At 72.8% G+C, this 21,388-nt stretch carries 21 protein-coding genes and 2 tRNA genes; 9 read left to right on the top strand and 14 right to left on the bottom strand.

The window, feature by feature from the left end:
- Nucleotides 1-22 precede the first annotated feature (22 nt).
- Complete coding sequence (locus ACQEVS_RS22380) at nucleotides 23-346, top strand: DMT family transporter (protein ID WP_004937508.1); 324 nt, start codon at nucleotides 23-25, stop codon at nucleotides 344-346.
- 38 nt (nucleotides 347-384) lie between these two features.
- Here the strand turns inward: ACQEVS_RS22380 and ACQEVS_RS22375 are convergent, their stop codons facing one another.
- Nucleotides 385-1,026: a TetR family transcriptional regulator gene (locus ACQEVS_RS22375; RefSeq protein ID WP_433023040.1), complete on the bottom strand. Its 642-nt coding sequence runs from the start codon at nucleotides 1,024-1,026 to the stop codon at nucleotides 385-387.
- 127 nt (nucleotides 1,027-1,153) lie between these two features.
- Between ACQEVS_RS22375 and hisN the strand changes: the two genes are divergently transcribed.
- Entirely contained in the window at nucleotides 1,154-1,960 is an 807-nt protein-coding gene (hisN, locus tag ACQEVS_RS22370) for a histidinol-phosphatase (protein WP_433023038.1), read from the top strand.
- A 188-nt stretch (nucleotides 1,961-2,148) separates the two neighbouring features.
- Nucleotides 2,149-2,559 (top strand): CBS domain-containing protein, encoded by a 411-nt coding sequence (locus ACQEVS_RS22365; RefSeq protein ID WP_433023036.1) that lies wholly within the window; start codon nucleotides 2,149-2,151, stop codon nucleotides 2,557-2,559.
- 98 nt (nucleotides 2,560-2,657) lie between these two features.
- On the opposite strand, the gene ACQEVS_RS22360 is transcribed toward ACQEVS_RS22365, so the two are convergent.
- The gene (locus ACQEVS_RS22360) at nucleotides 2,658-4,112 is read right to left on the bottom strand and encodes a catalase (RefSeq protein ID WP_433023034.1); all 1,455 of its coding nucleotides are present in this window, start codon (nucleotides 4,110-4,112) and stop codon (nucleotides 2,658-2,660) included.
- A gap of 197 nt (nucleotides 4,113-4,309) precedes the next feature.
- On the opposite strand from ACQEVS_RS22360, the gene ACQEVS_RS22355 reads away from it, so the two are divergent.
- Nucleotides 4,310-4,726: a Fur family transcriptional regulator gene (locus tag ACQEVS_RS22355; RefSeq protein WP_433023032.1), complete on the top strand. Its 417-nt coding sequence runs from the start codon at nucleotides 4,310-4,312 to the stop codon at nucleotides 4,724-4,726.
- 105 nt (nucleotides 4,727-4,831) lie between these two features.
- Here ACQEVS_RS22355 and ACQEVS_RS22350 read toward each other — a convergent pair.
- From ACQEVS_RS22350 to ACQEVS_RS22335, 4 genes are all read right to left on the bottom strand, one after another.
- Nucleotides 4,832-4,905, bottom strand: a tRNA-Met gene (locus ACQEVS_RS22350).
- A 132-nt stretch (nucleotides 4,906-5,037) separates the two neighbouring features.
- Nucleotides 5,038-7,011, bottom strand: coding sequence for a tetratricopeptide repeat protein (locus tag ACQEVS_RS22345; RefSeq protein WP_433023030.1), 1,974 nt, complete (start codon nucleotides 7,009-7,011; stop codon nucleotides 5,038-5,040).
- A gap of 258 nt (nucleotides 7,012-7,269) precedes the next feature.
- A tRNA-Met gene (locus tag ACQEVS_RS22340) sits at nucleotides 7,270-7,343 on the bottom strand.
- A 43-nt stretch (nucleotides 7,344-7,386) separates the two neighbouring features.
- The gene (locus ACQEVS_RS22335; RefSeq protein WP_433027812.1) at nucleotides 7,387-10,275 is read right to left on the bottom strand and encodes a UPF0182 family membrane protein; all 2,889 of its coding nucleotides are present in this window, start codon (nucleotides 10,273-10,275) and stop codon (nucleotides 7,387-7,389) included.
- 143 nt (nucleotides 10,276-10,418) lie between these two features.
- Between ACQEVS_RS22335 and ACQEVS_RS22330 the strand changes: the two genes are divergently transcribed.
- Complete coding sequence (locus ACQEVS_RS22330; RefSeq protein ID WP_433023028.1) at nucleotides 10,419-11,015, top strand: PPA1309 family protein; 597 nt, start codon at nucleotides 10,419-10,421, stop codon at nucleotides 11,013-11,015.
- A 153-nt stretch (nucleotides 11,016-11,168) separates the two neighbouring features.
- Here ACQEVS_RS22330 and ACQEVS_RS22325 read toward each other — a convergent pair whose 3' ends face one another.
- The 4 genes from ACQEVS_RS22325 to ACQEVS_RS22310 form a co-directional block, all read right to left on the bottom strand.
- Nucleotides 11,169-12,257: a YlbL family protein gene (locus ACQEVS_RS22325; RefSeq protein WP_433023026.1), complete on the bottom strand. Its 1,089-nt coding sequence runs from the start codon at nucleotides 12,255-12,257 to the stop codon at nucleotides 11,169-11,171.
- Between the two features lie 120 nt (nucleotides 12,258-12,377).
- The gene (locus tag ACQEVS_RS22320) at nucleotides 12,378-12,548 is read right to left on the bottom strand and encodes a hypothetical protein (protein WP_004937482.1); all 171 of its coding nucleotides are present in this window, start codon (nucleotides 12,546-12,548) and stop codon (nucleotides 12,378-12,380) included.
- A gap of 222 nt (nucleotides 12,549-12,770) precedes the next feature.
- Complete coding sequence (locus ACQEVS_RS22315; protein ID WP_433023023.1) at nucleotides 12,771-13,244, bottom strand: molybdenum cofactor biosynthesis protein MoaE; 474 nt, start codon at nucleotides 13,242-13,244, stop codon at nucleotides 12,771-12,773.
- A 97-nt stretch (nucleotides 13,245-13,341) separates the two neighbouring features.
- Nucleotides 13,342-14,466, bottom strand: coding sequence for an SDR family oxidoreductase (locus ACQEVS_RS22310; protein ID WP_433023021.1), 1,125 nt, complete (start codon nucleotides 14,464-14,466; stop codon nucleotides 13,342-13,344).
- A gap of 203 nt (nucleotides 14,467-14,669) precedes the next feature.
- Between ACQEVS_RS22310 and ACQEVS_RS22305 the strand changes: the two genes are divergently transcribed.
- A complete protein-coding gene (locus tag ACQEVS_RS22305; protein ID WP_433023019.1) occupies nucleotides 14,670-16,190 on the top strand; it encodes a zinc-dependent metalloprotease in 1,521 nt (506 codons plus the stop codon).
- Nucleotides 16,187-16,723, top strand: a complete 537-nt coding sequence (locus tag ACQEVS_RS22300) for an NUDIX hydrolase (RefSeq protein WP_433023017.1) — start codon at nucleotides 16,187-16,189, stop codon at nucleotides 16,721-16,723. Before ACQEVS_RS22305 ends, ACQEVS_RS22300 begins: the two co-directional genes overlap by 4 nt.
- 78 nt (nucleotides 16,724-16,801) lie before the next feature.
- On the opposite strand, the gene ACQEVS_RS22295 is transcribed toward ACQEVS_RS22300, so the two are convergent.
- A complete protein-coding gene (locus ACQEVS_RS22295; RefSeq protein WP_433023015.1) occupies nucleotides 16,802-17,425 on the bottom strand; it encodes a M48 metallopeptidase family protein in 624 nt (207 codons plus the stop codon).
- A 217-nt stretch (nucleotides 17,426-17,642) separates the two neighbouring features.
- On the opposite strand from ACQEVS_RS22295, the gene ACQEVS_RS22290 reads away from it, so the two are divergent.
- Both ACQEVS_RS22290 and ACQEVS_RS22285 read left to right on the top strand, forming a co-directional pair.
- On the top strand, nucleotides 17,643-18,905 hold the full coding sequence (locus tag ACQEVS_RS22290) for a ThiF family adenylyltransferase (protein ID WP_433023013.1): 1,263 nt from the start codon (nucleotides 17,643-17,645) through the stop codon (nucleotides 18,903-18,905).
- Between the two features lie 42 nt (nucleotides 18,906-18,947).
- A complete protein-coding gene (locus tag ACQEVS_RS22285; RefSeq protein WP_433023011.1) occupies nucleotides 18,948-20,312 on the top strand; it encodes an ABC1 kinase family protein in 1,365 nt (454 codons plus the stop codon).
- 52 nt (nucleotides 20,313-20,364) lie between these two features.
- On the opposite strand, the gene ACQEVS_RS22280 is transcribed toward ACQEVS_RS22285, so the two are convergent.
- The 3 genes from ACQEVS_RS22280 to ACQEVS_RS22270 form a co-directional block, all read right to left on the bottom strand.
- Nucleotides 20,365-20,571 (bottom strand): hypothetical protein, encoded by a 207-nt coding sequence (locus ACQEVS_RS22280; protein WP_433023009.1) that lies wholly within the window; start codon nucleotides 20,569-20,571, stop codon nucleotides 20,365-20,367.
- Between the two features lie 111 nt (nucleotides 20,572-20,682).
- A complete protein-coding gene (locus ACQEVS_RS22275) occupies nucleotides 20,683-21,009 on the bottom strand; it encodes a hypothetical protein (protein WP_433023007.1) in 327 nt (108 codons plus the stop codon).
- Nucleotides 21,006-21,377 carry a WhiB family transcriptional regulator gene (locus ACQEVS_RS22270; protein ID WP_004937453.1) on the bottom strand — a complete coding sequence of 124 codons (372 nt, stop codon included), beginning with the start codon at nucleotides 21,375-21,377 and terminating at the stop codon, nucleotides 21,006-21,008. Before ACQEVS_RS22270 ends, ACQEVS_RS22275 begins: the two co-directional genes overlap by 4 nt.
- Nucleotides 21,378-21,388 lie beyond the last annotated feature (11 nt).

Genomic DNA, 21,388 nt, shown 5'->3' with positions numbered 1-21,388 from the left:
ACGACACGGGAGGCGAAAACTGATGGCGTGGCTGCTGGTCGTGGTCGCAGGACTTCTGGAAACCGGCTTCGCCGTCTGTCTCAAGCTCTCGCACGGTTTCACCCGCCTGTGGCCGACGATCGCCTTCGCCTGCTTCGCCCTCGGCAGCTTCGGCCTGTTGACGCTCTCCCTCCGGAAGCTGGACGTGGGCCCGGCCTACGCGGTGTGGACGGGCATCGGCGCGGCCGGAACGGCGATCTACGGCATGGTCTTCCTGGACGACCTGGTCTCCACGCTGAAGCTGGTCTCGATCGCGTTCGTGATCATCGGCGTGATCGGGCTCCAGCTGTCGGGCTCCGCGCACTGACCGCACGGCTCGTCCCGGCCCGCCCGACCGCCGCCCGCTCACTCCCGCCCGTCGCCGAGCAGCGTCCTGACCACGCCGGCCACCTCCTCGGCCGCCTCCGTGTCGGAGCCGGCCGGGGCGACCACGTACGACAGGGTCATCCGGACCGCGGCCTCGCAGGCCCGGCGCAGCGCGGCCGGGTCCGGCGGGCGGCCGGTCCTGGCGGTGGCCTCGCCGGCCGCTCCGGCCGTGCTGCCGGTGATGCGCTCCACCAGGGCGGCGGGCGTGGGGGCGCCGCGGGCCGTCCTGGGCGGTGGCGGGGTGCGCGGCGCCGGCACGGCGGGGGCCGCCTGGGCGGGCAGCCGCTCGCCGCGGCAGCCGGTGAGGGCCGCGCGCACCAGCGGGTTGGCCCGCGCGGTGCGCAGCGTCCAGACGGCGGCGGCCGCGCAGCAGTCGCCGGCGTCGGCGTCCTCCCGCCCGACGACGTCGGCCAGCGAGCGTTCGACGCCGGCCAGGAAGGACTCCGCCTCGCGCCGGACCAGGGCCCGGGCCAGGCCGTCCTTGCTGCCGAACTCGTTGTACAGGGTCTGCCGGGACACCCCGGCGGCGGCCGCCACGTCGACCATCCGGACCCCGTGCCAGGGCCGGATGCCGAGCGCCGTGTAGGCCGCGTCCAGCAGGAGCTCTCGTGCCGCGGGCATCGTCGCCTCCCGGGGCCTGGCGGCCGCACGACGGTTGTGGCCACAGAATTGACGCACCACCAGACGGTGTCAAGAGCCCGGGCGGGCCGCACGCGCGCGGACGGGACCCGCGGGTAGTGTTCCTGTTATGTCCGACTACCACGATGATCTGCGCTTGGCCCATGTCCTGGCGGACGCCGCCGACGCGGTGACCATGGAACGGTTCAAGGCGCTCGACCTCAAGGTCGAGACCAAACCGGACATGACCCCGGTGAGCGAGGCCGACAAGGCCGCCGAGGAGCTGATCCGCGGTCATCTGCAGCGGGCACGGCCCCGCGACGCCGTCCTCGGCGAGGAGTTCGGTGGCGAGGGCCTCGGCCCGCGCCGCTGGGTCATCGACCCGATCGACGGCACGAAGAACTACGTGCGCGGGGTGCCCGTCTGGGCGACGCTGATCTCCCTCACGGTCCAGACGGAGCACGAGGGCACCATCGAGTACCAGCCGGTCGTCGGCGTGGTGTCGGCCCCGGCGCTGGGCCGCAGGTGGTGGGCGGCGCAGGGCTCGGGCGCGTACACCGGGCGCAGCCTGACGTCCGCGAGCCGGCTGACGGTCTCGAAGGTGGAGCGCATGGCGGACGCATCGTTCGCGTACTCCTCGCTGTCGGGCTGGGAGGAACGGGGGCTGCTGCCGCGCTTCCTGGACCTGACGCGGGACTGCTGGCGGACGCGTGGCTACGGCGATTTCTGGCCGTACATGATGGTCGCCGAGGGCTCGTTGGACATCTGCGCGGAGCCGGAACTGTCGCTGTGGGACATGGCGGCGAACGTCGTCATCGTGGAGGAGGCCGGCGGCCGGTTCACGGGGCTGGACGGGCGGCGCGGGCCGCACAGCGGGAACGCCGCCGCGTCCAACGGGCTGCTCCACGACGAGCTGCTGGGATACCTGCGCACCTGAAGGGCTCCGGCGGCGGGCGGGACGTGGCAGGAACGTCACGGCCCGTTCGGCCGCCCGAAACCTCAAAGACGGCGTAAAAAGTCGGCAAAGCGGCCGGTCATCGTCCTCTTCCCCGCCGGGGCGTCGCGTGTCACGCTGAGGAGCAGCTTGTGAATGCGTGAAAACGCCCCGCAGGAGGTGGCCCGCCCATGCTCGTCCGCGACGCCATGAGCACGATCGTCCTCACCATCGGCCCCGCCCACACCCTCCGGCAGGCCGCCCGGCTGATGTCCGCGCGGCGCGTCGGCGCGGCCGTCGTCCTCGATCCCGACACCAGCGGCCTCGGCATCCTCACCGAACGCGACGTCCTCACCGCGCTCGGCGCCGGATGCGACCCGGACAGGGAGACCGCCCACCGCCACACCACCGCCGACGTGGTCTTCGCGGCGCCGGAGTGGACGCTGGAACAGGCCGCCACCGCCATGTCGCGCGGGGAGTTCCGGCACCTGATCGTGCTCGACGGCCAGGAGACCGTGGGTGTGGTCTCGGTGCGCGACGTCATCCGCTGCTGGGTGGCGCACGGAGTGCCACGGCAGGGCGGGGCGGCGCTGCCGGCGTGAGCCCGTGCCGCCGACGGCGCGCGGCCTTCCGTCCGCGGGCAGCCGGAGAGGCCGGAGCCCCATGGCGTCCGGCCTCTCCGTTTCTTACGGCAAGCGCCCTAGCCGCGCAGGGCCTGGACCGCGGCCTCCAGCCGCTTGCCGTAGTCGGGGTCCGCCTGGCGGAAGTTGTTGATCGCCCGCTCCACGATGTCGTCGCGCGACACCTTGGCGATGAAGCCCGCGAGGTTGGCGATCAGGCGCTCCCTCTCCTCGTCCGTCATCAGCCGGTAGAGGTTGCCCGCCTGGACGAAGTCGTTGTCCTCGGCGTGCGTGGGAGTCGCGATGTTGCCGGTGGCCCCGGTGACGGGGACCGGCTGCCACAGCGGCCGGCCGGTCTCGGCGGGGCCGCCGAAGCTGTTCGGCTCGTAGTTCTTCGCCCGGCCGTGGCGGCCGTCGTAGGCGTAGCCGTCCCGGCCGTGGGTGCGGGCCACGGTGGCGTGCGGACGGTTCACCGGCAGCTGGTCGGCGTTGATGCCGACGCGGTAGCGGTGGGCGTCGGCGTAGGCGAACAGCCGGCCCTGGAGCATCTTGTCCGGGGACGGTCCGATGCCGGGCACGAAGTGCGACGGCGAGAAGGCGGACTGCTCGACCTCGGCGAAGACGTTGTCGGGGTTGCGGTTGAGCTCCAGCTTGCCGATCTCGTGCAGCGGGTAGTCCGCGTGCGGCCAGACCTTGGTCAGGTCGAACGGGTTGAAGCGGTAGGTCGCCGCCTCGTCCGCCGGCATGATCTGGACGGACACCGTCCAGGACGGGAAGTCGCCGCGCTCGATGGCCTCGCGCAGGTCGCGCTGGTGCGAGTCGGGGTCCTCACCGGCGAGCCGGTTGGCCTCCTCCTGCGTGAGGTTCTTGATGCCCTGGTCGGTCTTGAAGTGGTACTTGACCCAGAAGACCTCGCCGGCCTCGTTGTTCCACTGGTAGGTGTGCGAGCCGAAGCCGTCCATGTGGCGGTACGAGGCGGGGATGCCGCGGTCGCCGAAGAGCCAGGTCACCTGGTGGGTGGCCTCGGGCGACAGGCCCCAGAAGTCCCAGACGTTGTCCGCCTCCTGCGAGCCGGTGTACGGGTCGCGCTTCTGGGTGTGGATGAAGTCGGGGAACTTGATGGCGTCCCGGATGAAGAAGACGGGGGTGTTGTTGCCGACGAGGTCGTAGTTGCCCTCTTCGGTGTAGAACTTCAGCGCGAAGCCGCGCGGGTCGCGCACCGCGTCCGCCGAGCCGAGGTTGCCGGCGACGGTGGAGAAGCGGAGGAACGTTTCCGTCTGCTTCCCGACCTGGGACAGGAACTTCGCCCGGGTCCACCGGCTGACGTCCGCCGTCACGGTGAAGGTGCCGTAGGCGCCCGCGCCCCGGGCGTGCACCACGCGCTCCGGGATCCGCTCGCGGTTGAAGTGCGCGAGCTTCTCCAGCAGCAGCTGGTCCTGCACCAGGACGGGGCCACCGATGCCCGCGGTCTCGCTGTTCTGGTTGTCCGCGACCGGAGCTCCGGACTCCGTGGTCAGCGGGCCCGTTGTGGTCATGGCCTCGTCCTGAACCGTCACGTACGCCTCCGTCTTCTCGGTCCTGCCCGCCCGGCCGGTCCTCTTCGGCCCTGCGGCGAGATCGATCCTTACATTGGACTTTGTCTAAGTCAAGATGGAGGTGACATAAAAACCGGATCCAGTGGTAGACGCCTGCCGCTGCTAGGCTGGTCCTATCTGACTGATGGGTGAATGGCATGAGTGACCTGCTGGAACGGCTCCGGGGACGTGGCTGGCGGCTGACCGCGCAGCGGCGCGTCGTCGCCGAGGTGCTCGACGGGGACCATGTGCACTACACCGCCGACGAAGTGCACGCCAAGGCGACCGAACTGCTCCCGGAGATCTCCCGGGCGACGGTCTACAACACACTCGGCGAACTGGTGTCCCTCGGCGAGATCATCGAGGTGAGCACCGACGGCCGGGCGAAACGCTACGACCCGAACGCCCACCACGCGCACCAGCACCTGGTGTGCTCCCGCTGCGGCACCATCCGCGACGTCCACCCCTCCGGGGACCTGCTCGCCGGGCTGCCGGCGGAGGAGCGCTTCGGGTTCCGGGTGTCCGCGGTCGAGGTGACCTACCGCGGGGTGTGCCCGGGCTGCTCGGAAGTGTGAGGGACGGCGAGCGACGGGGGGCGTTCGCCTACGGCCGGTCCCGCGCTCAGCGTGCGAGCACAGCACGAAGGCCCGGATCCTTGGGATCCGGGCCTTCGTCAGGAGTAGCGGGGACAGGATTTGAACCTGCGACCTCTGGGTTATGAGCCCAGCGAGCTACCGAGCTGCTCCACCCCGCGTCGATGAACCAACTGTAACCCGGTCAAGGCGTTCAACGCAAACGGGTGATCCCGTCCGGCGGCGCACGGCCGGTTCGCTCCGGCGCGTGCCCCTTCGGCCCGGGCCCACGGTCCGCCCCGCCGGGGCCGCCGTCACGCCGACAGCTCCTGCTGGAGGGCGTCCCGCAGCCGCGCCGCCCGCTCGGCGACCTCGGCCGGGCCGTACTCGACCGCCTGCGCGCACCAGAGCTGGGCCTCCGTCAGGTCGCCGTGCCGGGCGGCCAGCAGGGCCAGCCGGAGGGCCGCGCGGCCGTGCCCGGCCTCGGCGGCCCGCGTCCACCACAGCGCGGCCTCCGGCTCGCTGCCCTCGCGGGCCAGCAGCAGCCCGAGGTTGAACGCGCCGTTCCGGCTGCCCGCCTCCGCCGCCTCGCGGTACCAGCGGGCGGCCCGGACGACGTCGCCGCGGGCCGCCACGATCATCCCGAGCCGCACCTGGGCCCGCCGGTGCCCCTGGCGGGCGGCGCGGTCGTACCACTCCTCGCACTCGGCCGCGGCGCCCTCGCCGCGGTCCTCCCGGTCCAGCAGGCTCGCGAGCCGGAACGCGGCCTCGGCGCTGCCGCCGCGGGCCGCGACCCGCAGGTGGCGCTCGGCCTCCTCGGCGTCCTCCTGGCCGCCGTCCCGCAGCAGGGCCATGGCGACCTGGAGGGCCGCCTCGGTGTGGCCGGCGGCGGCCGCGCGCTCGTACCAGCGCAGCGCCTCGCGCTCGTCGTGTCTCCCGGCGTACAGGATGCCCAGGTTGAACGCGGCGTCGACGCTGCCCGCCTCGGCCGCCTTGGAGAACCACGGCTCGGCGCCCGCCGGGTCGCCGGCCTGGAGCAGGAGGACGGCCAGGGCGTTGGCGGCCTCCCGGTGGCCCGCGTAGGCGGCGCGCCGGTACCACTGCTCGGCCTGGGCGGACCGGCCCTGCTCGGCGCAGAGCAGGGCGAGGTTGTACGCGCCGTTGACGTCGCCCGCGTCCAGGGCGGCGCGGTACCAGCGCTCGGCCTGCTGGGCCTCGCCGCGGTCGGCGTGCAGGGCGCCCAGGGCGTTGGCCGCGTTGCCGTCGCCGTCCTGGGCGGCCCGGCGCCACCAGACGGCGGCGCTGTCGTTGTCGCCGGCGTCGCGCAGCAGAAAGCCGAGGGCGCAGGCGGCGCGGGACTCGCCGTCCTTGGCGGAGGTCAGGTACCAACGGGCCGCCTCGTGGATCTCGCCGCGCGCCTCCAGCAGGGTGCCCAGGTGCAGGGCGGCGCGGCGGTGGCCGCGGGCGGCGGCCTGGCGGTACCACTGCTCGGCCTCGGCGGCGGGCCCGCGCTCCTTGCCGACCGCCGCGGCGGCGCGCAGGTCGCGTACGGAGGTGTCCCCGCCGCCGACGGGGGTGCGCCGGCCGGCGGGCGCCGGGGACGGGCCGGGGAGGACGCCGGGGCGGTTGGCGGCGGAGCCGGGGGCGCGGCCGTCGAGGATGCGGGCGAGGCGGTACGCCGCCTCGCGGTGGCCCCGCTCGGCGGCGGACCGGAACCAGCGCTCCGCGCCCACGTCGCTGCGGTGCTCCAGGAGGTCGGCGAGGGCGTAGGCGCCGAGGGCGTGCCCGGACTCGGCGGACTGCCGCAGCCAGTACTCGGCGGCGGGCTCGTCGCCGCGCTCGCGGTGGTAGCGGCCCAGGGCGTGGGCGGCGGCGGCGGAACCGGCGACGGCGGCGACCCGCCACCAGCCGGCGGCCTCGTCGGGGTAGCCGCGCTGGTGCAGCAGGACGCCCAGGTTGTTGGCGGCGGACCGGTCGCCCTCGGCGGTGGCGGCGCGCAGGCAGCGCTCGGCGGCATCCAGGTCGCCGCGGCGCAGCAGCAGGGCGCCGAGGGTGCTCAGGGCTGCGGGGTCGCCGGACTCGGCGCGGCGGCGGGCGGTTTCGAGCTCCAGGTCGGCGGCGTCCGCGACGGCGCCCGTGGCGGCGTCGGCGGACGTCTGGGACGGGACCTGCCCGCCTTGCCCGTCCGGGGTGCTCCCCCGGTCGGTCCTCTGCCCACTCCCCCGGACGGGAGCCCCTACCAGCCGACGTGTGTCCACCAGCCTCGCCTTGTCCCCCATACGTCCCATCGTCGCACTCCCGCAACCTGTGTACACCTGGAATGCCGCAGCCAGTGAGGTCACTTCAGCGTTTTGTCGACTTCCCGACTTCCCGACACAGCGATGTCCCAAACTCTAATCAAAAGCCCCGCACATAACCCGCACAGAGCAGCGTGGCGCCGGATGCGAACGGTGGTCCCCCGCCGGCCGGCCACAGAGCACGGCCCGTACCACCGCCCCGGACGCACGACAAGGCCCGGAGTCCGAGACTCCGGGCCTTGTCTTCAGTAGCGGGGACAGGATTTGAACCTGCGACCTCTGGGTTATGAGCCCAGCGAGCTACCGAGCTGCTCCACCCCGCGCTGTTGTGGAACAACCGTACCACGGCGCGGGGCGGGGCATCGGCTAACCGCCGGTCCGCTTCCCCTCGTCCTGCTTGCCGGCGGGCTTGCCGTCCGTCTTCTTCTCGGCCTCCTCCTCGGCCTTGCCCAACCGGTCGAGGGCGTCCTTCAGGCTCTTCTGCGCCTTGCCGTACGCCTCCAAGTCCTTCTGCTCCAGCGCCTTCTGGCCGGCGGCCCACGCGTCCTGCGCGTCCTTGACCGCCTGCTTGACCGTGGGGTTGGCGGTGGACGGACGCGTGGTGTCCGGCGGCTGCTTACCGGTCTCGCCCTGCTGTTTGCCGAAGACCTCGTCCAGGGCCTCACCGAGGGTGTCCCGGAAGGCGATCTTCTCGCCGTAGTTGACGAGCACCTTCCGCAACAGCGGGTAATTCGCCCTGGCGCCGCGGACGTACACGGGTTCCACGTACAGGAAACCGCCGTCCAGGGGCACCGTCAGCAGATTTCCGTACTCGACCTCGGAATCGCCGCCCTTGAGCAGCCTGATCAGACTGGCGACGTCCGAATTGCTGTTGAAATTGCTCTGCGCCTGCTCAGGGCCCCAGACCGCGCCCTTGGGTTCCAGGATTCTGATCCGGCCGTAGTCGTCGCTCTTCGCGTCCGCGTCGACCGCCATGAACGCGCCCAGGTTGGGGCGGTTCTTGGGCGTGAAGGTCGTCGTCAGCGAGAACGTCTGGCCCTTCTGGTCCGGCATCCGCATGCTCAGGTAGTACGGCGGTACCGCGTTGCCCTTGTTGGTCGGGTCGTCCGGCACCTGCCAGCGCTGGCTGCCCGTGTAGAACGCCGCCGGATCGGTGACGTGGTAGCGGGCCAGCAGCTCGCGCTGCACCTTGAACAGGTCCTGTGGGTAGCGCAGATGCGCCTTCAGGTCCGTGCTGATCTCGCCCTTCGGCTTGACGGTCCCGGGGAACGCCTTCATCCAGGTCTTCAGGACCGGGTCCTCGGTGTCCCACTGGTACAGCTTGACCGTGCCGTCGTAGGCGTCGACGGTCGCCTTCACCGAGTTGCGGATGTAGTTGACCTGGTTCTGCTGTGCGACCACGGCGCGTTGACCGGTCGTCAACGAGTCGGTGGTGGTGTCGCCCAGTGTGGTGCGAGAGGCGTACGGATAGCCGTTGGTCGTCGTATAGGCGTCCACGATCCACTGGATGCGGTGGTCCACCACGGCGGGATAGGCGTCGCCGTCGATGGTCAGCCAGGGGGCCACCGCCTCGACGCGCTCCTTCGGCGTCCGGTTGTAGAGGATCTTGGAGCCCTTGCCGATGGCGCCCGAGTAGAGGATCTTCGGCTCGCCGAACGCCACGGCGTAGGCCGCGCGGTTGACCGGGTTGGACAGCGCGACACCGCCCTTGCCGTCGTAGCCGAAGCTCTCCTTCCCCTCGTCACCGGGCTTGTCGATCTCCTTCTGCGGCCCGCCGACGATGGAGTACTGGGTGGTCTTCTCGCCGTAGTACACCCGCGGCTCGTACGAACCCAGGGTGCCGTCCGACTGGAAGTCGGGGCCGCCGCCCTTGGGCACCGAGGTGCCCTTGGCGGTCACCGCGCCGTAGCCGTGGGTGTACTTGAAGTGATCGTTGATCCAGTTCCGCTCGGGAATGCCCTTGATGTTGAGCTCGCGCAGGCCGATGACGGTGTCCTGCTCCTTGCCCTGCACCGTGTAGCGGTCGACGTCCAGGGTGGACGGGAACTGGTAGTAACCGCGGTCCTGGCGCTCCTGCTGGAAGGCGGGCGAGACGATGTTCGGGTCCAGCAGCCGCAGGCTCGCGGTGGAGTTCGCCATCTCGCGCAGCCGGTCCTTGTCCTTGCCACCGGCGTCGCTCTTGCCCGGGTACCTGTCGTCGACCTTGGTGTCGTCGATCCCGTACGCCGCTCGCGTCGCCTTGATGTTCTTGGCGATGTACGGCGCTTCCTTGGTCTGCTCGTTCGGCGAGACCTGGAACTTCTGCACGATCGCCGGGTAGAGCCCGCCGATCAGTATCGCCGAGAGCACCATCAGGCCGAAGCCGATGACCGGCAGCTGCCAGGTGCGCCGCCAGAGCGTCGCGAAGAACAGCACCGCGCAGATCAGCGCGATGATGAAGAGGATCGTCTTGGCCGGCAGATAGGCGTTGGCGTCCACATAGCGCAGACCCGTCCAGCCGTCCGCCGACCGCAGCCCGCTCGACTTCACGGCCAGCCCGTACCGGTCCAGCCAGTACGCCACGGCCTTGAGCGCGACGAACAGGCCCAGCAGGACGGACAGGTGCCCGGTGGCCGCCGCGGTGGCCCGGTGGCCCGGACTGGTCAGCCGCAGACCGCCGTAGAGGTAGTGCACCAGGGCCGCCGCGATCAGCGACAGCACGGCCGCCGCGAAGCCGAAGCTCAGCAGGAAGCGGTACCAGGGCAGGTCGAACGTGTAGAAGGAGATGTCCTTGTGGAACTGCGGGTCCTTCTGGTGGAAGGAGACGCCGTTGATCCACTGGAGCCAGGTGCGCCACTGCCCGGCCGCGGACGCGCCCGCCACCAGACCGACCAGCGCGGTGACCGCCAGCAGCACCCACTTCTTGTACGGCGCGATGCTCATCCGGTAGCGGTCGAGGCTCTGCTGCTCGGCCGACATCGCGCTCAGCGGCGGCCGCAGCCGGTGCGCCAGCCAGATGTTGAACCCCACCGCCACGGCCATCAGCAGGCCGAAGACGGCGAACAGGCCGATCTTGGTGCCGAGGGTGGTGGTGAAGACCGACGAATAATGCGCCGAGCGGTACCAGAGCCAGTCCGTCCAGAACCCCGCGAACATGACGAAGAGCATGGCCAGCGCGGCCAGCACACCCAAGGTCATCAGCAGGGTCCGGACGCGCCGGGACGGTCGGCCGACTCTGATCCGTGGCCCTGTCGGGCCTCCGCCGCGGTCCGGCATCTGGAAAGCCAAGGTGCGCACCTCGAAGTTCGCTGTAAGGGAGCTGTCGATCAGGCCCTGGCGATAGTAGGACCCAGTGTGGCAACTTACCGAGGCTTTACTCGGTTCCCGATTTCGGCCCCTCTCAGGGCACGATATTGGGCATGTCCAGCAATGCCGGCTCCCCGAGCCACCCCGACCGCCCCGACGCGGGCAACCCGCCGATGGCCGCCAGCCCGCTGACCCGGGCCGTCCTCGAGATCGACGACTACGCCTCCGGCCTCGGCTGGGACCAGCCCGCCCGGCTCTTCGCCCTCGTCGACACCGCGAAGCTCCGCACCCAGGAGCCCGACCTGGCCGCCCAGCTCGGCCTCGACGAGACGGCCGGCGGCGCGTCCGCCCCCTCCTACACCCCCATCGAGCAGGACGAACTGCCCGCGGGCACCGCCCTCGACGAGTTCCTCGCCACCATCGCCTGGCCGGACGCGGTGACGGGCTGCGCCCTGACCGTGGAGCGGCTGATGCTCCCGCCGTCCGCCGAGGGGGCCGTGCCTCACGGGATGAACGAGAAGCAGCTCGCCAAGTGGGTCGCGAAGCACCCGGAGCGGCAGGAGGTGCGGATGACGGTCGCCGTCCTGCGGGACGGAGCCCGGGAGTCCGCCATCCGGCTGCGCGAGAAGGACTCGCCGACCGAGGTGCTCACCGGCCCCGACCTGGTGCCCGGCCTGGCCGAGGCGCTGGCCGCGACCTTCGCGGACTGAGCCCTTCGGCCTGTCTTCTCGGCCGTGAACGCGTGACCGGGCGGACGTGTCGAAGTCCGGTGCGGTACCGCGCCCCCCGCGGGGGGCGCGGGGAACTGCGCGGCCGGTCACGGACGGCCCGCGGCCACCCGAACCGTACGCCGAGCGGGGCGCTCAGCCTGCCGTGCAGCGCGGCAGTCCGGCCGCGTCCCCCTTGCGGATCTTCTCCAGGGACTTCAGCGCGTCGCCTATCGTCTCCACCTTGACGAGCGTCAGCCCGGACGGGGTGTCCTTGGCGGCGGCCGCGCAGTTGTCCTTGGGGGTCAGGAAGAACCGGGCCCCCTTGTTCCGGGCGCCGACCGTCTTCATCTCGATGCCGCCGATCGGCCCGACCTTGCCGTCGTCGTCGATCGTCCCGGTGCCGGCGACGAACTTCCCGCCGGTCAGGTCGTCCGGTGTCAACTTGTCGACTATCCCCAGGGCGAACATGAGGCCGGCGCTCGGCCCGCCGACGTCGGCCAGCTTGATGTTGATCGGGAACGGGAAGGTGTGCGCCGTCCCCGCCTGGATGCCCACGATGGCCCGCTTGTCACCGGGCGCCTCACGCGTCACCACGGTGACGGTCTCCGTCCCGCGCGGCTGCCGCTTCTCCTTCTCCGCGGCGGCGGCCTCCTTGGCCGGGACGACCGTGAAGGCGACCTTCTCGCCGGGCTTGTGCCGGGTGACGAACTTCGCGACGTCGCCGGGCTGCCGGACCTCCGTGCCGTCCACCGCCTTGATCACGTCGCCCGCGTGCAGCGCGCCCTCGGCGGGACTCGCCTTGACGACGGAGGAGACCACGACCCGGGTGGGGACGGGGATGTCCAGCTGCTTGAGCGCCGCCACCTTGGCGCTCTCCTGGGACTGGCTGAACTCCTCGGCGGTCTCCTGGTTGAGCTGGTCCGGGGATTTGTCGTCCGGGTAGAGCGTGCTGTGCGGGACCACCAGCCTGTCGTGGTCCAGCCAGCCGTAGACCGCCTCGATCATGTTCATCCGGTACTGCGAGCCGGTGACCCGGACCGTGGTCATGTTGAGGTGCCCGCTGGTCGGATACGTCTTGTGCCCCGAGATCTGGAGCACCGGCTCCCCGTCGTGGTCGCCCAGGGTGTTCACCGTCGGCCCCGGCGACATCTCCGCGTACGGCACGGGGATCAGCACGCCGGCGCAGAGCAGCGCGATCAGGGTCAACAGTGAGGCGAGCATCGTCGCGGTGCGGCGGGGCATGGAACGACAGTACGGGACAGGTCTGACAGTCCACTTCCGGGGCGGTCCGTACGGGGCAGAAGTGCCTGCCGGGGCCCAAGTCGCGCGAAATTCCGGCTTCCGGGGCCCTGTGGAACCGCGTCAGGCGGATCCGGCCCCGGAGTCCGAACGCTCCATGGCCTCGCGGAACTTCGCGTATCCCGCGAGCTCGGAGACATCGCCTGCCTTGCGGTTCCGGGCCGCCCAGCTTCCCCACAGGGCGGCGGCCACAGCCGCGGCAACCGGGATCAGCAACCAAGCGAGCGCCGCCATAACGGCCTCCGACCTCTTACTCCTCGCGACTTACGATGAGCACATTAATCGTCTGCCGTCTCAACGCTCACGTCAGGGCGGGGGTTACGCAACTCGGGTGGCCCGTTCCGGGCACGCGAAGCGGCCGCGCCAGGCCCCACGACGACGGCCCCACGACGACGGCGCTACGCGCCGACCCTCCCGCCCGTCACCCGTCACCCGACCACCACCCCAACGACGGCGCTACGCGCCGACCCATTCTTCGGTGCCGTCGGAGAAGACCTGGTGCTTCCAGATCGGCACCTCGCTCTTGAGGTCGTCGATGAGCCGGCGGCAGGCCGCGAACGCCTCGGCGCGGTGCGGACAGGAGACGGCGACGACGACGGCCAGGTCGCCGATGGTCAGTTCGCCGACGCGGTGCACCGCGGCCAGCGCCCGCACCGGGAAGTCCGCCGCCACCTTCTCGGCCACCCGCCGCAGCGCCTCCTCGGCCGTGGGGTGCGCCGAGTAGCCGAGCCCGGAGACGGAGGCTCCGCCGTCGTGGTCGCGCACCGTGCCCACGAAGAGCGCGGTGCCGCCGGCGGCGGGGTCGCCCACCGCGGCGAAGACCTCGTCCAGGGAGAGCGGGGTCTCGCGGATCGCCACGAGGCGCAGGGGGCCCGGGTCGGGGACGGCGGGCCCGGAGGGATCTTCGTACGTACGGGACATGCGCTCCATCGTGCCGTACGCCGGCCGCCCTCCGGCCGGGCCGGACCGCGGTATTCCCGCCGGCGCCCGCCCCGGAGGGCACCGGCCCGCGCCGCGAAGGCCCCCGCTACACCCGCCGCCGGGCCTTGCGCGCCCGCCGTACCAGGGCCGCCGTGCCCAGCAGCGCCACGGTGGCCCCGGCCGCGCCGGCCGCCGTCGCGTCCTTGCGGCCGAGCCGCCGGCCGGCGACCGTGTGCCGTCCGGCGACCTCCTCCAGCAACTCCGCCAGGACCTCCTCGTTGGTCCAGCGCGGCCGCCAGCCGGCGGCGTGCAGCCGGTGGCCGCTGACCACCCAGGGGTGCATCGTGTACTCGAGGTCGCCCGCGGGGGACGGCGTCAGGCCCAGGCGGTGCAGCCGGGAGGCCGCCCCCAGCGCCACGGCCGACGGCAGCTCCATGCGGCGGATGCCGGTGAGCTCCTCGACCTCCTCCTGCTCCAGCCAGCCGTCGCAACCCACCGCCAGCTCGCCCTCGGCCTTCTCCAGGGCGGCGAACTCCAGGGCGCTCACCAGGTCCTCCACGTGACAGAACTGCCACACCGGGCGGGAACCGGCCACCACCAGCAGCCGCGGCGACTCGAAGTAACGGGTCAGGGCCGTGTCCGTGCCGCCGACGAGGATCGCGGGCCGCAGCACGGTGACGTTCAGCCCGGGGTGCGCGCGGGGCGCGCGGCGGGCCAGACGCTCGATCTCCAGCAGGTCGCCGACGCCCGTGGCCTCGGCGGTCGCCCGCAGCTCGGCGTCCTCGTCGAGGGGCACGTCGTTGTCCGGGTGCGCGCCGTAGACCATCGCCGAGGTGCACAGCACCACGCGGTGCACCCCCGCCGCCGCGGCGGCCGTCAGCACGGTCTGCGTACCGCGCACGTTGTAGGCGGTCCGGGCGGCCGGATCGGTCTCCAGGTCCAGGTCGAGCGCGAGGTGGACGACGACGTCGGCGCCCCGCAGCTTCTCCGCGATCGCCGGGTCGCGGACGTCCAGGACGTGCCACTGCGCCTCACTGACGTCGCCGCGGCGCTCGTCGATGGCGAGGACGTGCTTGACCTCCTCGGACGCGGCGAGCCGCCGGGTGAGCAGCGCACCGACGCCGCGGGCGGCGCCGGTGACCGCGACCACGGGCCGTCGGCCGGTCGGGCTCGTACTGTCTCGCGCGGAACCGTTTCGCGCTGCGCGAACTTCTCGGTCGGGGGAACTCACCGGGCGTCTCCAGCGGTTGTCTTCAGTACGTATGTGTCATCACCTGTGTCATGACCCGTACGTACCAGGTGATGCCCATCCTGCCGCAGGCCCCGAGCCGGTGGAGCACCAAGCCCCCATACCGGGGAGGTGTCTACGCTGGGTGGTGTTGTCGGGCATTCGCCGTCGGCCATCGCCGGCGGCCCTAGGAGCCGAGGAAACCCGTGAGTGACACCCCATTCGGATTCAATCTTCCGCCGGAGGAGCCGGAGGACGGCGACAACGGCAAGAAGAAGGGCGGTGACCAGGGTGGCCGTGGCCAGGATCCGACGAACCCGTTCGGATTCGGTTCCGGAGCGGGCGGCGCGGACAATCCCTTCGCCGCGCTGTTCGGCGGCGGCGGGAACCCGGCCTTCGGGGGCATGAACCCCGGCGACCTGGGCGCCGCCTTCCAGCAGCTCGGCCAGATGCTCTCGTACGAGGGCGGCCCGGTGAACTGGGACATGGCCAAGGACATCGCGCGGCAGACCGTCGCGCAGGGCACGGCCGACGGTTCCAAGGACGCCAGCGTCTCGGCCGGCGAGCGCGCCGCGGTCCAGGAGGCCGTCCGGCTGGCCGACCTCTGGCTGGACGGCGTGACCTCGCTCCCGTCGGGCTCCGGCACCGCCGTGGCGTGGAGCCGCGCGGAGTGGGTCGAGGCCACCCTGCCGGTGTGGCGCGAGCTGGTCGACCCGGTCGCCGAGCGCGTCGGCTCCGCCATGGGCGACGTGCTGCCCGAGGAGATGCAGGCCATGGCCGGCCCGCTGCTGGGCATGATGCGCAGCATGGGCGGTGCCATGTTCGGCACGCAGATCGGCCAGGCCGTCGGCGTGCTGGCAGGCGAGGTCGTGGGCTCCACCGACATCGGCCTGCCGCTGGGCCCGGCCGGCAAGGCGGCCCTGCTGCCGGTGAACGTCGAGGCGTTCGGTTCCGGTCTCGGGGTGCCGCAGGAGGAGGTGCGCCTCTACCTGGCGCTGCGCGAGGCCGCCCACCAGCGCCTGTTCGCGCACGTGCCGTGGCTGCGCTCGCACCTCTTCGGTGCCGTCGAGGGCTACGCCCGGGGCATCAAGGTGGACACCTCCAAGCTGGAGGACGTCGTCGGCCAGCTCGACCCCACGCGGCCCGAGCAGATGCAGGAGGCGCTCCAGCAGGGCATGTTCCAGCCGGAGGACTCGCCGGAGCAGAAGGCGGCCCTGGCCCGGCTGGAGACCGCGCTGGCGCTGGTCGAGGGTTGGGTGGACGCGGTCGTGCACGCCGCCGCCGCGCCGCACCTGCCGTCCGCCGGGGCGCTGCGCGAGACGCTGCGCCGCCGCCGGGCGACCGGTGGCCCCGCCGAGCAGACCTTCGCGACCCTGATCGGCCTGGAGCTCCGCCCGCGCCGGCTGCGCGACGCGTCGCGGCTGTGGGCCTCCCTCACCGACGCGCGCGGCGCCGAGGGCCGCGACGCGCTGTGGGAGCACCCGGACATGCTGCCGACCGCCGGGGACCTGGACGATCCGGACGGTTTCGTCCACCGGGAGCACCTGGACTTCTCCGAGCTCGACAAGATGCTCGGGGAGGCCGCCGGGAGCGGTGGCCAGGGCAGGCCCGACCTGAAGAAGGACTCCAAGGACGCCCCGGAATCCCGGGACCCCCGCGATCCCAAGGACTCCTCGGACGACGGTTCCGAGGGCGGTTCGCCGAAGGACGGCGGGGACGGCGCGTGAGCCTTCGCGAGGACGCGGAGCGGGTGCTGAAGGAGTGGCCCGCTCCGTCCGGTGACGCGCGGCAGGAGGCGTTGCGGCTCGCGTACCTGGAGCACCTGGCCGAGCACCCGGACGGCATGTGGAAGGCGTGCCGGGACGGTCACGTCACGGCCAGCGCCCTGGTGGTGGACCCGTCGCGCGGCCGGGTGCTGCTGACGCTCCACCGCAAGCTGGGGATGTGGCTGCAGATGGGCGGCCACTGCGAGCCGGAGGACGCCACGCTGGCGGCGGCCGCGCTGCGCGAGGCCACGGAGGAGTCGGGCATCGCGAGCGGGCTGGCCCTGCTGCCGGGCGGCCCGGTCCGGCTGGACCGGCACCACACGCCCTGCACCTGGCACTTGGACGTGCAGTACGCGGCGCTGGCGCCGGAGGGCGCCGAGGCCGCGATCAGCGACGAGTCGCTGGACCTGCGGTGGTTCGGCTACGACGAGGTGGCCTCGGTGGCCGACACGTCGGTGGTACGGCTGGTGGAGCGGGTGCGGGCGCTGGTGTAAGCGCTCGTCGCGGGGGTGGGAGGCACCGTCGCGGTTCCGCTGTTCCGCGCCTCCCCGGCCTTCCCGCCGCCCGGGGGCTCATTCGCTGCGGGCGGCGGGAAGGTGCGGCAGCCGGCCCGCGGCGACGACGCCCTCCAGGTAGCCCCGCGCGCGCTCGGTGCGCGGGTACGCCTCCAGGAGCCGCCAGAAGGCGGGCCCGTGCCCGGGGACGAGCAGGTGTGCCAGCTCGTGCAGGAGGACGTAGTCCACGACGTACTCGGGCATGCCCTGCAGCCGGTGCGAGAGGCGGATGCTGCCCTCGGCGGGGGTGCAGGAACCCCAGCGGGTGTTCTGGTTGGTGACCCAGCGGACGCTGTCGGGCCGGGCCCGGCCGCCCAGGTACTGCCCGGAGAGGCGCTCCGCCCGTTCCGCGAGCTCGGCGTCGCCGAGTATCCGCTTGCTCTCCTGGGCCGCAAGCCGGTCGAGCATCACGGCCACCCACCGCTTCTCCTCGGCGTCCGACATGCGGGCCGGGATGAGGACCACCGTGCGGTCGCCCTCGCGGTAGGCGGAGACGGTTCTGCGCCGGCGCGCGCTCCGGCGGACCTCCACCGGGCGGGTCTCGGCCGCCGGGAACGCCTCCGTCCCCAGGAAGGACGGGCCGAGCGGGCTCGGCCCGCCGCGCGGTGGTCGTGCGGCACTGTGCAGGGGGTCGACGGGCACGCCACGACGTTACCCCGTCGGCGGCGCCGGAAGTCCCGCCGTCGCCCGGCCCGTCGGTGATTCCCCACCTCATCACGGCACTAGTACGACTATCGGTCCGAGCCTGTGGACAACTCCTCACACGCGTCGGCGCTGCCGTGCATGCTGGGTCGACCGGCGGCGGACGGTGGACCCGGCGGCGGTGTGGGCGGCGTGTGCCGGGCGACGAGGGGGAGTCATGGTGGGGACGGACGGCGGGTGCGGGGTCGCGGTGCTGGAGACCCTGGAGAGCGCGGACGGGGCCGGGGACGCGGTGGGCGAGGGCGCGGACGGAGTCGAGGGGGCGCATCCGGTGGTGAAGCCCGCCCTGCGGCGGGCCTGGCGCCGCCGGGACGTCCTCCAGCTCGGGATGACACCGGCCCACGCGAGGGTGGTGGGTCCGGTGGACACGGCGACGGCGTCGTTCCTGGGCCTGCTCGATGGCACCCGCGGCCTGCCGCTGCTTCGGGCGGAGGCGACGGCCATGGGGCTCCCGGAGGGCCGGGCGGACGCGCTGGTGGAGCGGCTGGCCCGGGCCGGGGTGCTGGACGACGCGCGCGGCGGGGGCCGGGGAGGCGCTGCCCTGCGGAGCCGGGGCCCCGCCCTGGAGCGGCTGCGGCCCGACCTGGCCTCGCTGTCCGTGCTGCATCCGGCGCCGGGGGCGGCGATGGGGCTGATGGCCGCGCGGCAGGCGAGACGGGTGCAGGTGCGGGGCGCGGGCCGGGTGGGCGCCGCGGTGGCCGCCCTGCTGTCGGCGTCCGGGGTGGGGCAGGTGGACGTGCTCGACGGCGGGTACGTCGAGCCCTGGGACGTAAGCCCTTGCGGGGTGGGGGCGGAGCGGACGGGCGAGCGACGGGACGCGGCGGCCCGGCGGGCGGTGCGGGAGGCGGCGCCGCTGCCCCGGCCGAGGACGCGGACGCAGGGGGACCATGCGGGGGCCGGGGCCGGGGAGTTCGCGCCGCCGCTGGCCCTGACGGTGTTCGCGCCCCGGGACGGGGTCGCGGTGTGGGCGCCCGATCCGGCGGGGGCCCGGGAGGCGATGGCGGCGGGCACGCCCCACCTGTACGCGGGGGTGGCGGAGGCCACGGGAGTGGTCGGCCCGTTGGTGCTGCCGGGCCGGTCCGCGTGTGCCGAGTGCCTGGCGCTGGGCCGGGCCGAGCGGGACGCGGCCTGGCCCCGGATGGTCGCCCAGTGGAAGTCCGGGCGCCGGGCGGAGGTACCGTCTTGCGACATGGCACTGGCCACGGTCGTGGCGGGACTGACCGTGTCGTGGGCGCTCGCGTTCCTCGACGGCGGGTCCGCGGCGGGTGCGGGGGCGCGCCTGGAGCTGGCTCTGCCGGGTCCGGACTGGTCGCCGCGCCCGATCGAGCCGCATCCGCGGTGTCCGTGCGGCGCGGCGCGGTCTCCCGAAGGGGGTCGCGCCCGGGCGGCGGGGGCCCCGCACGGGACAATGCCCGGGTAACCGCCGTTCGCGGCGTGGCCGTTCAGCTAGTTGGAGGGGCGCATGTCTGATCTACCGCGCAAGGCGGTCGCTCGTACCGCCAAGTTGGCCGCGCTGCCCTTGGGGTTCGCCGGACGCACCGCGCTCGGGCTCGGCAAACGCATCGGCGGACGGCCGGCGGAGATGATCGCCGCGGAGTTGCAGCAGCGCACGGCCGAGCAGTTGTTCGCCACGCTGGGCCAGCTCAAGGGCGGGGCGATGAAGCTCGGGCAGGCGCTGTCCGTCTTCGAATCGGCGCTTCCGGAACAGGTCGCCGGCCCCTATCGGGCGGCGTTGACCAAGCTCCAGGAGGCGGCGCCCCCGATGCCGGTGAAGTCGGTGCACGCGGCCCTGACGGAGCGGCTGGGGAAGGACTGGCGGGACCTGTTCGAGGAGTTCGACGACAAGCCGGCGGCGGCGGCGTCGATCGGGCAGGTGCACCGGGCGGTCTGGCACGACGGGCGCGAGGTCGCGGTCAAGGTGCAGTACCCGGGGGCCGGGGAGGCGCTGCTGTCCGACCTCACCCAACTGGGCCGGTTCGCACGGCTGCTGGGGCCGCTGGTCCCGGGCATGGACATCAAGCCCCTGATCACCGAGTTGCGGGACCGGGTGTCCGAGGAGCTGGACTACGGGCTGGAGGCGCGCGCCCAGGCCGCGCACGCCCGGGAGTTCACCGGGGACGCGGACGTCGTCGTCCCGGACGTGGTGCACCACACCGACCAAGTGCTGGTGACGGAGTGGCTGGAGGGGGTGCCGTTGTCCGAGGTGATAGCGGACGGCACCCGGGAGCAGCGGGACCGGGCCGGGCAGTTGCTGGCGCGCTTCCTGTTCTCCGGAGCGGCCCGTACCGGGCTGCTGCACGCCGATCCGCACCCGGGGAACTTCCGGTTGCTCACCGGGGGCGCGCCCGACGGTCCGGCCGAGAAGTGGCGGCTGGGCGTGCTGGACTTCGGCACGGTGGACCGGCTGCCGCAGGGCCTGCCGCCGGAGATCGGCACGGTGCTGAGGCTGACGCTGGAGGGCGACGCCGAGGCGGTCCACGAGCTGTTGCGGGACGAGGGGTTCGTCAAGCCGGGGATCGACCTCGATCCGGGCGCGGTGCTCGACTATCTGCTGCCGATCATCGAGCCGGCCCAGGTGGAGGAGTTCACCTTCACGCGGGACTGGATGCGCGCGCAGGCGACGCGGATCGCCGACCCTCGCTCCCCCGCCTACCAGTTGGCCCGTCAGCTCAATCTGCCGCCGGCGTATCTGCTGATCCACCGGGTCACCACCAGCACCATAGGGGTGCTCTGCCAACTGGGCGCGACCGTGCGGCTGCGTGACGAGATGGAGGCGTGGGTCCCGGGGTTCGCGGCCGGGAGCCGGAGCCAGGAGACCCCCGCCTGATCACGCGCGCCGGGGCCGGAGTCGGGGCCCGCGCGGCGCGGGCCCCGGGGCGTCACCACCAGGAGGAGTCGAGGCGGCCCTCGATCGCCCTGATGTTGGCCCGGGCGCAGTCCTCGCAGAAGTAGCGGCGGATGCCGTTCTCGACGGAGCAGGTCCAGGTCGGTGGGGGGCCGTCGGCGGTGGTGCCGCAGCGGGCACACGTGGTGGGGCCGGCGTGGTCGGGGTCCAACTGCGCTGCGTCAGGCGTCTTCTGGTCCACTCCCAGACGATATCCCCGTGAACGGCCGGTGACCGGCCGACGCACCCCGACGCACCGAGGGGCCGGTCCGTTCGGACCGGCCCCTCGGCTCACCAAGCGTTGCCCCGCCGCCTACTGCATGACGGCCATGGCCAAGGCCCTGCGGGCACGCAGCGAGGCGCGCTCGGCACGGCGCTGCATTCGGCGGGCGGTGGCAACCCGGACGGCCGGGCGTTGCGACTCGGCCTCGCGAAGGCGCTCGTGCATATGCGCGCGGGCCAGGATTTCTGGGATGAGTTGCATTTCGAGGTTCCTGTTCTGACGCGAGACGATCGCGCCGGAGGTATCACGGACGGAGAGGGCGGAGCCGGCCGGCTCGGGGGACGGGCGCTGCATCGTCGGGTCCTGCTTCTGGGGGTCGTGCGTCACGGGGCGGTCGATGGTGCCGTGGAGGTTCATGCGGCGACCGGGTTCTTGCGCGGGCGGCCACGGGGACGCTTGCGGGCCACGACGACGCCCTGGACGAAGAGCTCACCGCCCCAGACGCCCCACGGCTCGCGGCGGTCCTTCGCGCCGGCGAGGCACGCCTCACGCAGCGGGCAGGTCTGGCAGAGCGACTTGGCGTACTCGACGTCGGCCGGGGACTCGGCGAAGAAGACCTCGGGGTCGTAGGTGCGGCACGGCACGGGGGTGCCGAGATTCTCGATCGCGTCGTCGAGGTCGGTGAGCGCGGTGAGGGGAGCGAGGGGGGTCAAGGAGTCCTCCGTGGGGACGGGCGGGGGGATCAGGTCGGTGGCTACTGACGGGGTGTGTGCCTTGATGTGCACGGTGTGTGTTC

The sequence above is a fragment of the Streptomyces sp. CA-181903 genome (genome assembly GCF_050937075.1).
Taxonomy (GTDB): Bacteria; Actinomycetota; Actinomycetes; order Streptomycetales; family Streptomycetaceae; genus Streptomyces.
Note: the sequence above shows the minus strand (reverse complement) of the source record. Positions and strands in the feature narration are given on the sequence as shown.

Coding starts and splice junctions, on each gene's coding strand:
- ACQEVS_RS22380 (WP_004937508.1), top strand. CDS start 23: ATGGCGTGGCTGCTGGTCGTGGTCGCAGGACTTCTGGAAACCGGCTTC.
- ACQEVS_RS22375 (WP_433023040.1), bottom strand. CDS start 1,026: ATGCCCGCGGCACGAGAGCTCCTGCTGGACGCGGCCTACACGGCGCTC.
- hisN (WP_433023038.1), top strand. CDS start 1,154: ATGTCCGACTACCACGATGATCTGCGCTTGGCCCATGTCCTGGCGGAC.
- ACQEVS_RS22365 (WP_433023036.1), top strand. CDS start 2,149: ATGCTCGTCCGCGACGCCATGAGCACGATCGTCCTCACCATCGGCCCC.
- ACQEVS_RS22360 (WP_433023034.1), bottom strand. CDS start 4,112: ATGACCACAACGGGCCCGCTGACCACGGAGTCCGGAGCTCCGGTCGCG.
- ACQEVS_RS22355 (WP_433023032.1), top strand. CDS start 4,310: ATGAGTGACCTGCTGGAACGGCTCCGGGGACGTGGCTGGCGGCTGACC.
- ACQEVS_RS22345 (WP_433023030.1), bottom strand. CDS start 7,011: ATGGGACGTATGGGGGACAAGGCGAGGCTGGTGGACACACGTCGGCTG.
- ACQEVS_RS22335 (WP_433027812.1), bottom strand. CDS start 10,275: ATGCCGGACCGCGGCGGAGGCCCGACAGGGCCACGGATCAGAGTCGGC.
- ACQEVS_RS22330 (WP_433023028.1), top strand. CDS start 10,419: ATGTCCAGCAATGCCGGCTCCCCGAGCCACCCCGACCGCCCCGACGCG.
- ACQEVS_RS22325 (WP_433023026.1), bottom strand. CDS start 12,257: ATGCCCCGCCGCACCGCGACGATGCTCGCCTCACTGTTGACCCTGATC.
- ACQEVS_RS22320 (WP_004937482.1), bottom strand. CDS start 12,548: ATGGCGGCGCTCGCTTGGTTGCTGATCCCGGTTGCCGCGGCTGTGGCC.
- ACQEVS_RS22315 (WP_433023023.1), bottom strand. CDS start 13,244: ATGGAGCGCATGTCCCGTACGTACGAAGATCCCTCCGGGCCCGCCGTC.
- ACQEVS_RS22290 (WP_433023013.1), top strand. CDS start 17,643: ATGGTGGGGACGGACGGCGGGTGCGGGGTCGCGGTGCTGGAGACCCTG.
- ACQEVS_RS22285 (WP_433023011.1), top strand. CDS start 18,948: ATGTCTGATCTACCGCGCAAGGCGGTCGCTCGTACCGCCAAGTTGGCC.
- ACQEVS_RS22275 (WP_433023007.1), bottom strand. CDS start 21,009: ATGAACCTCCACGGCACCATCGACCGCCCCGTGACGCACGACCCCCAG.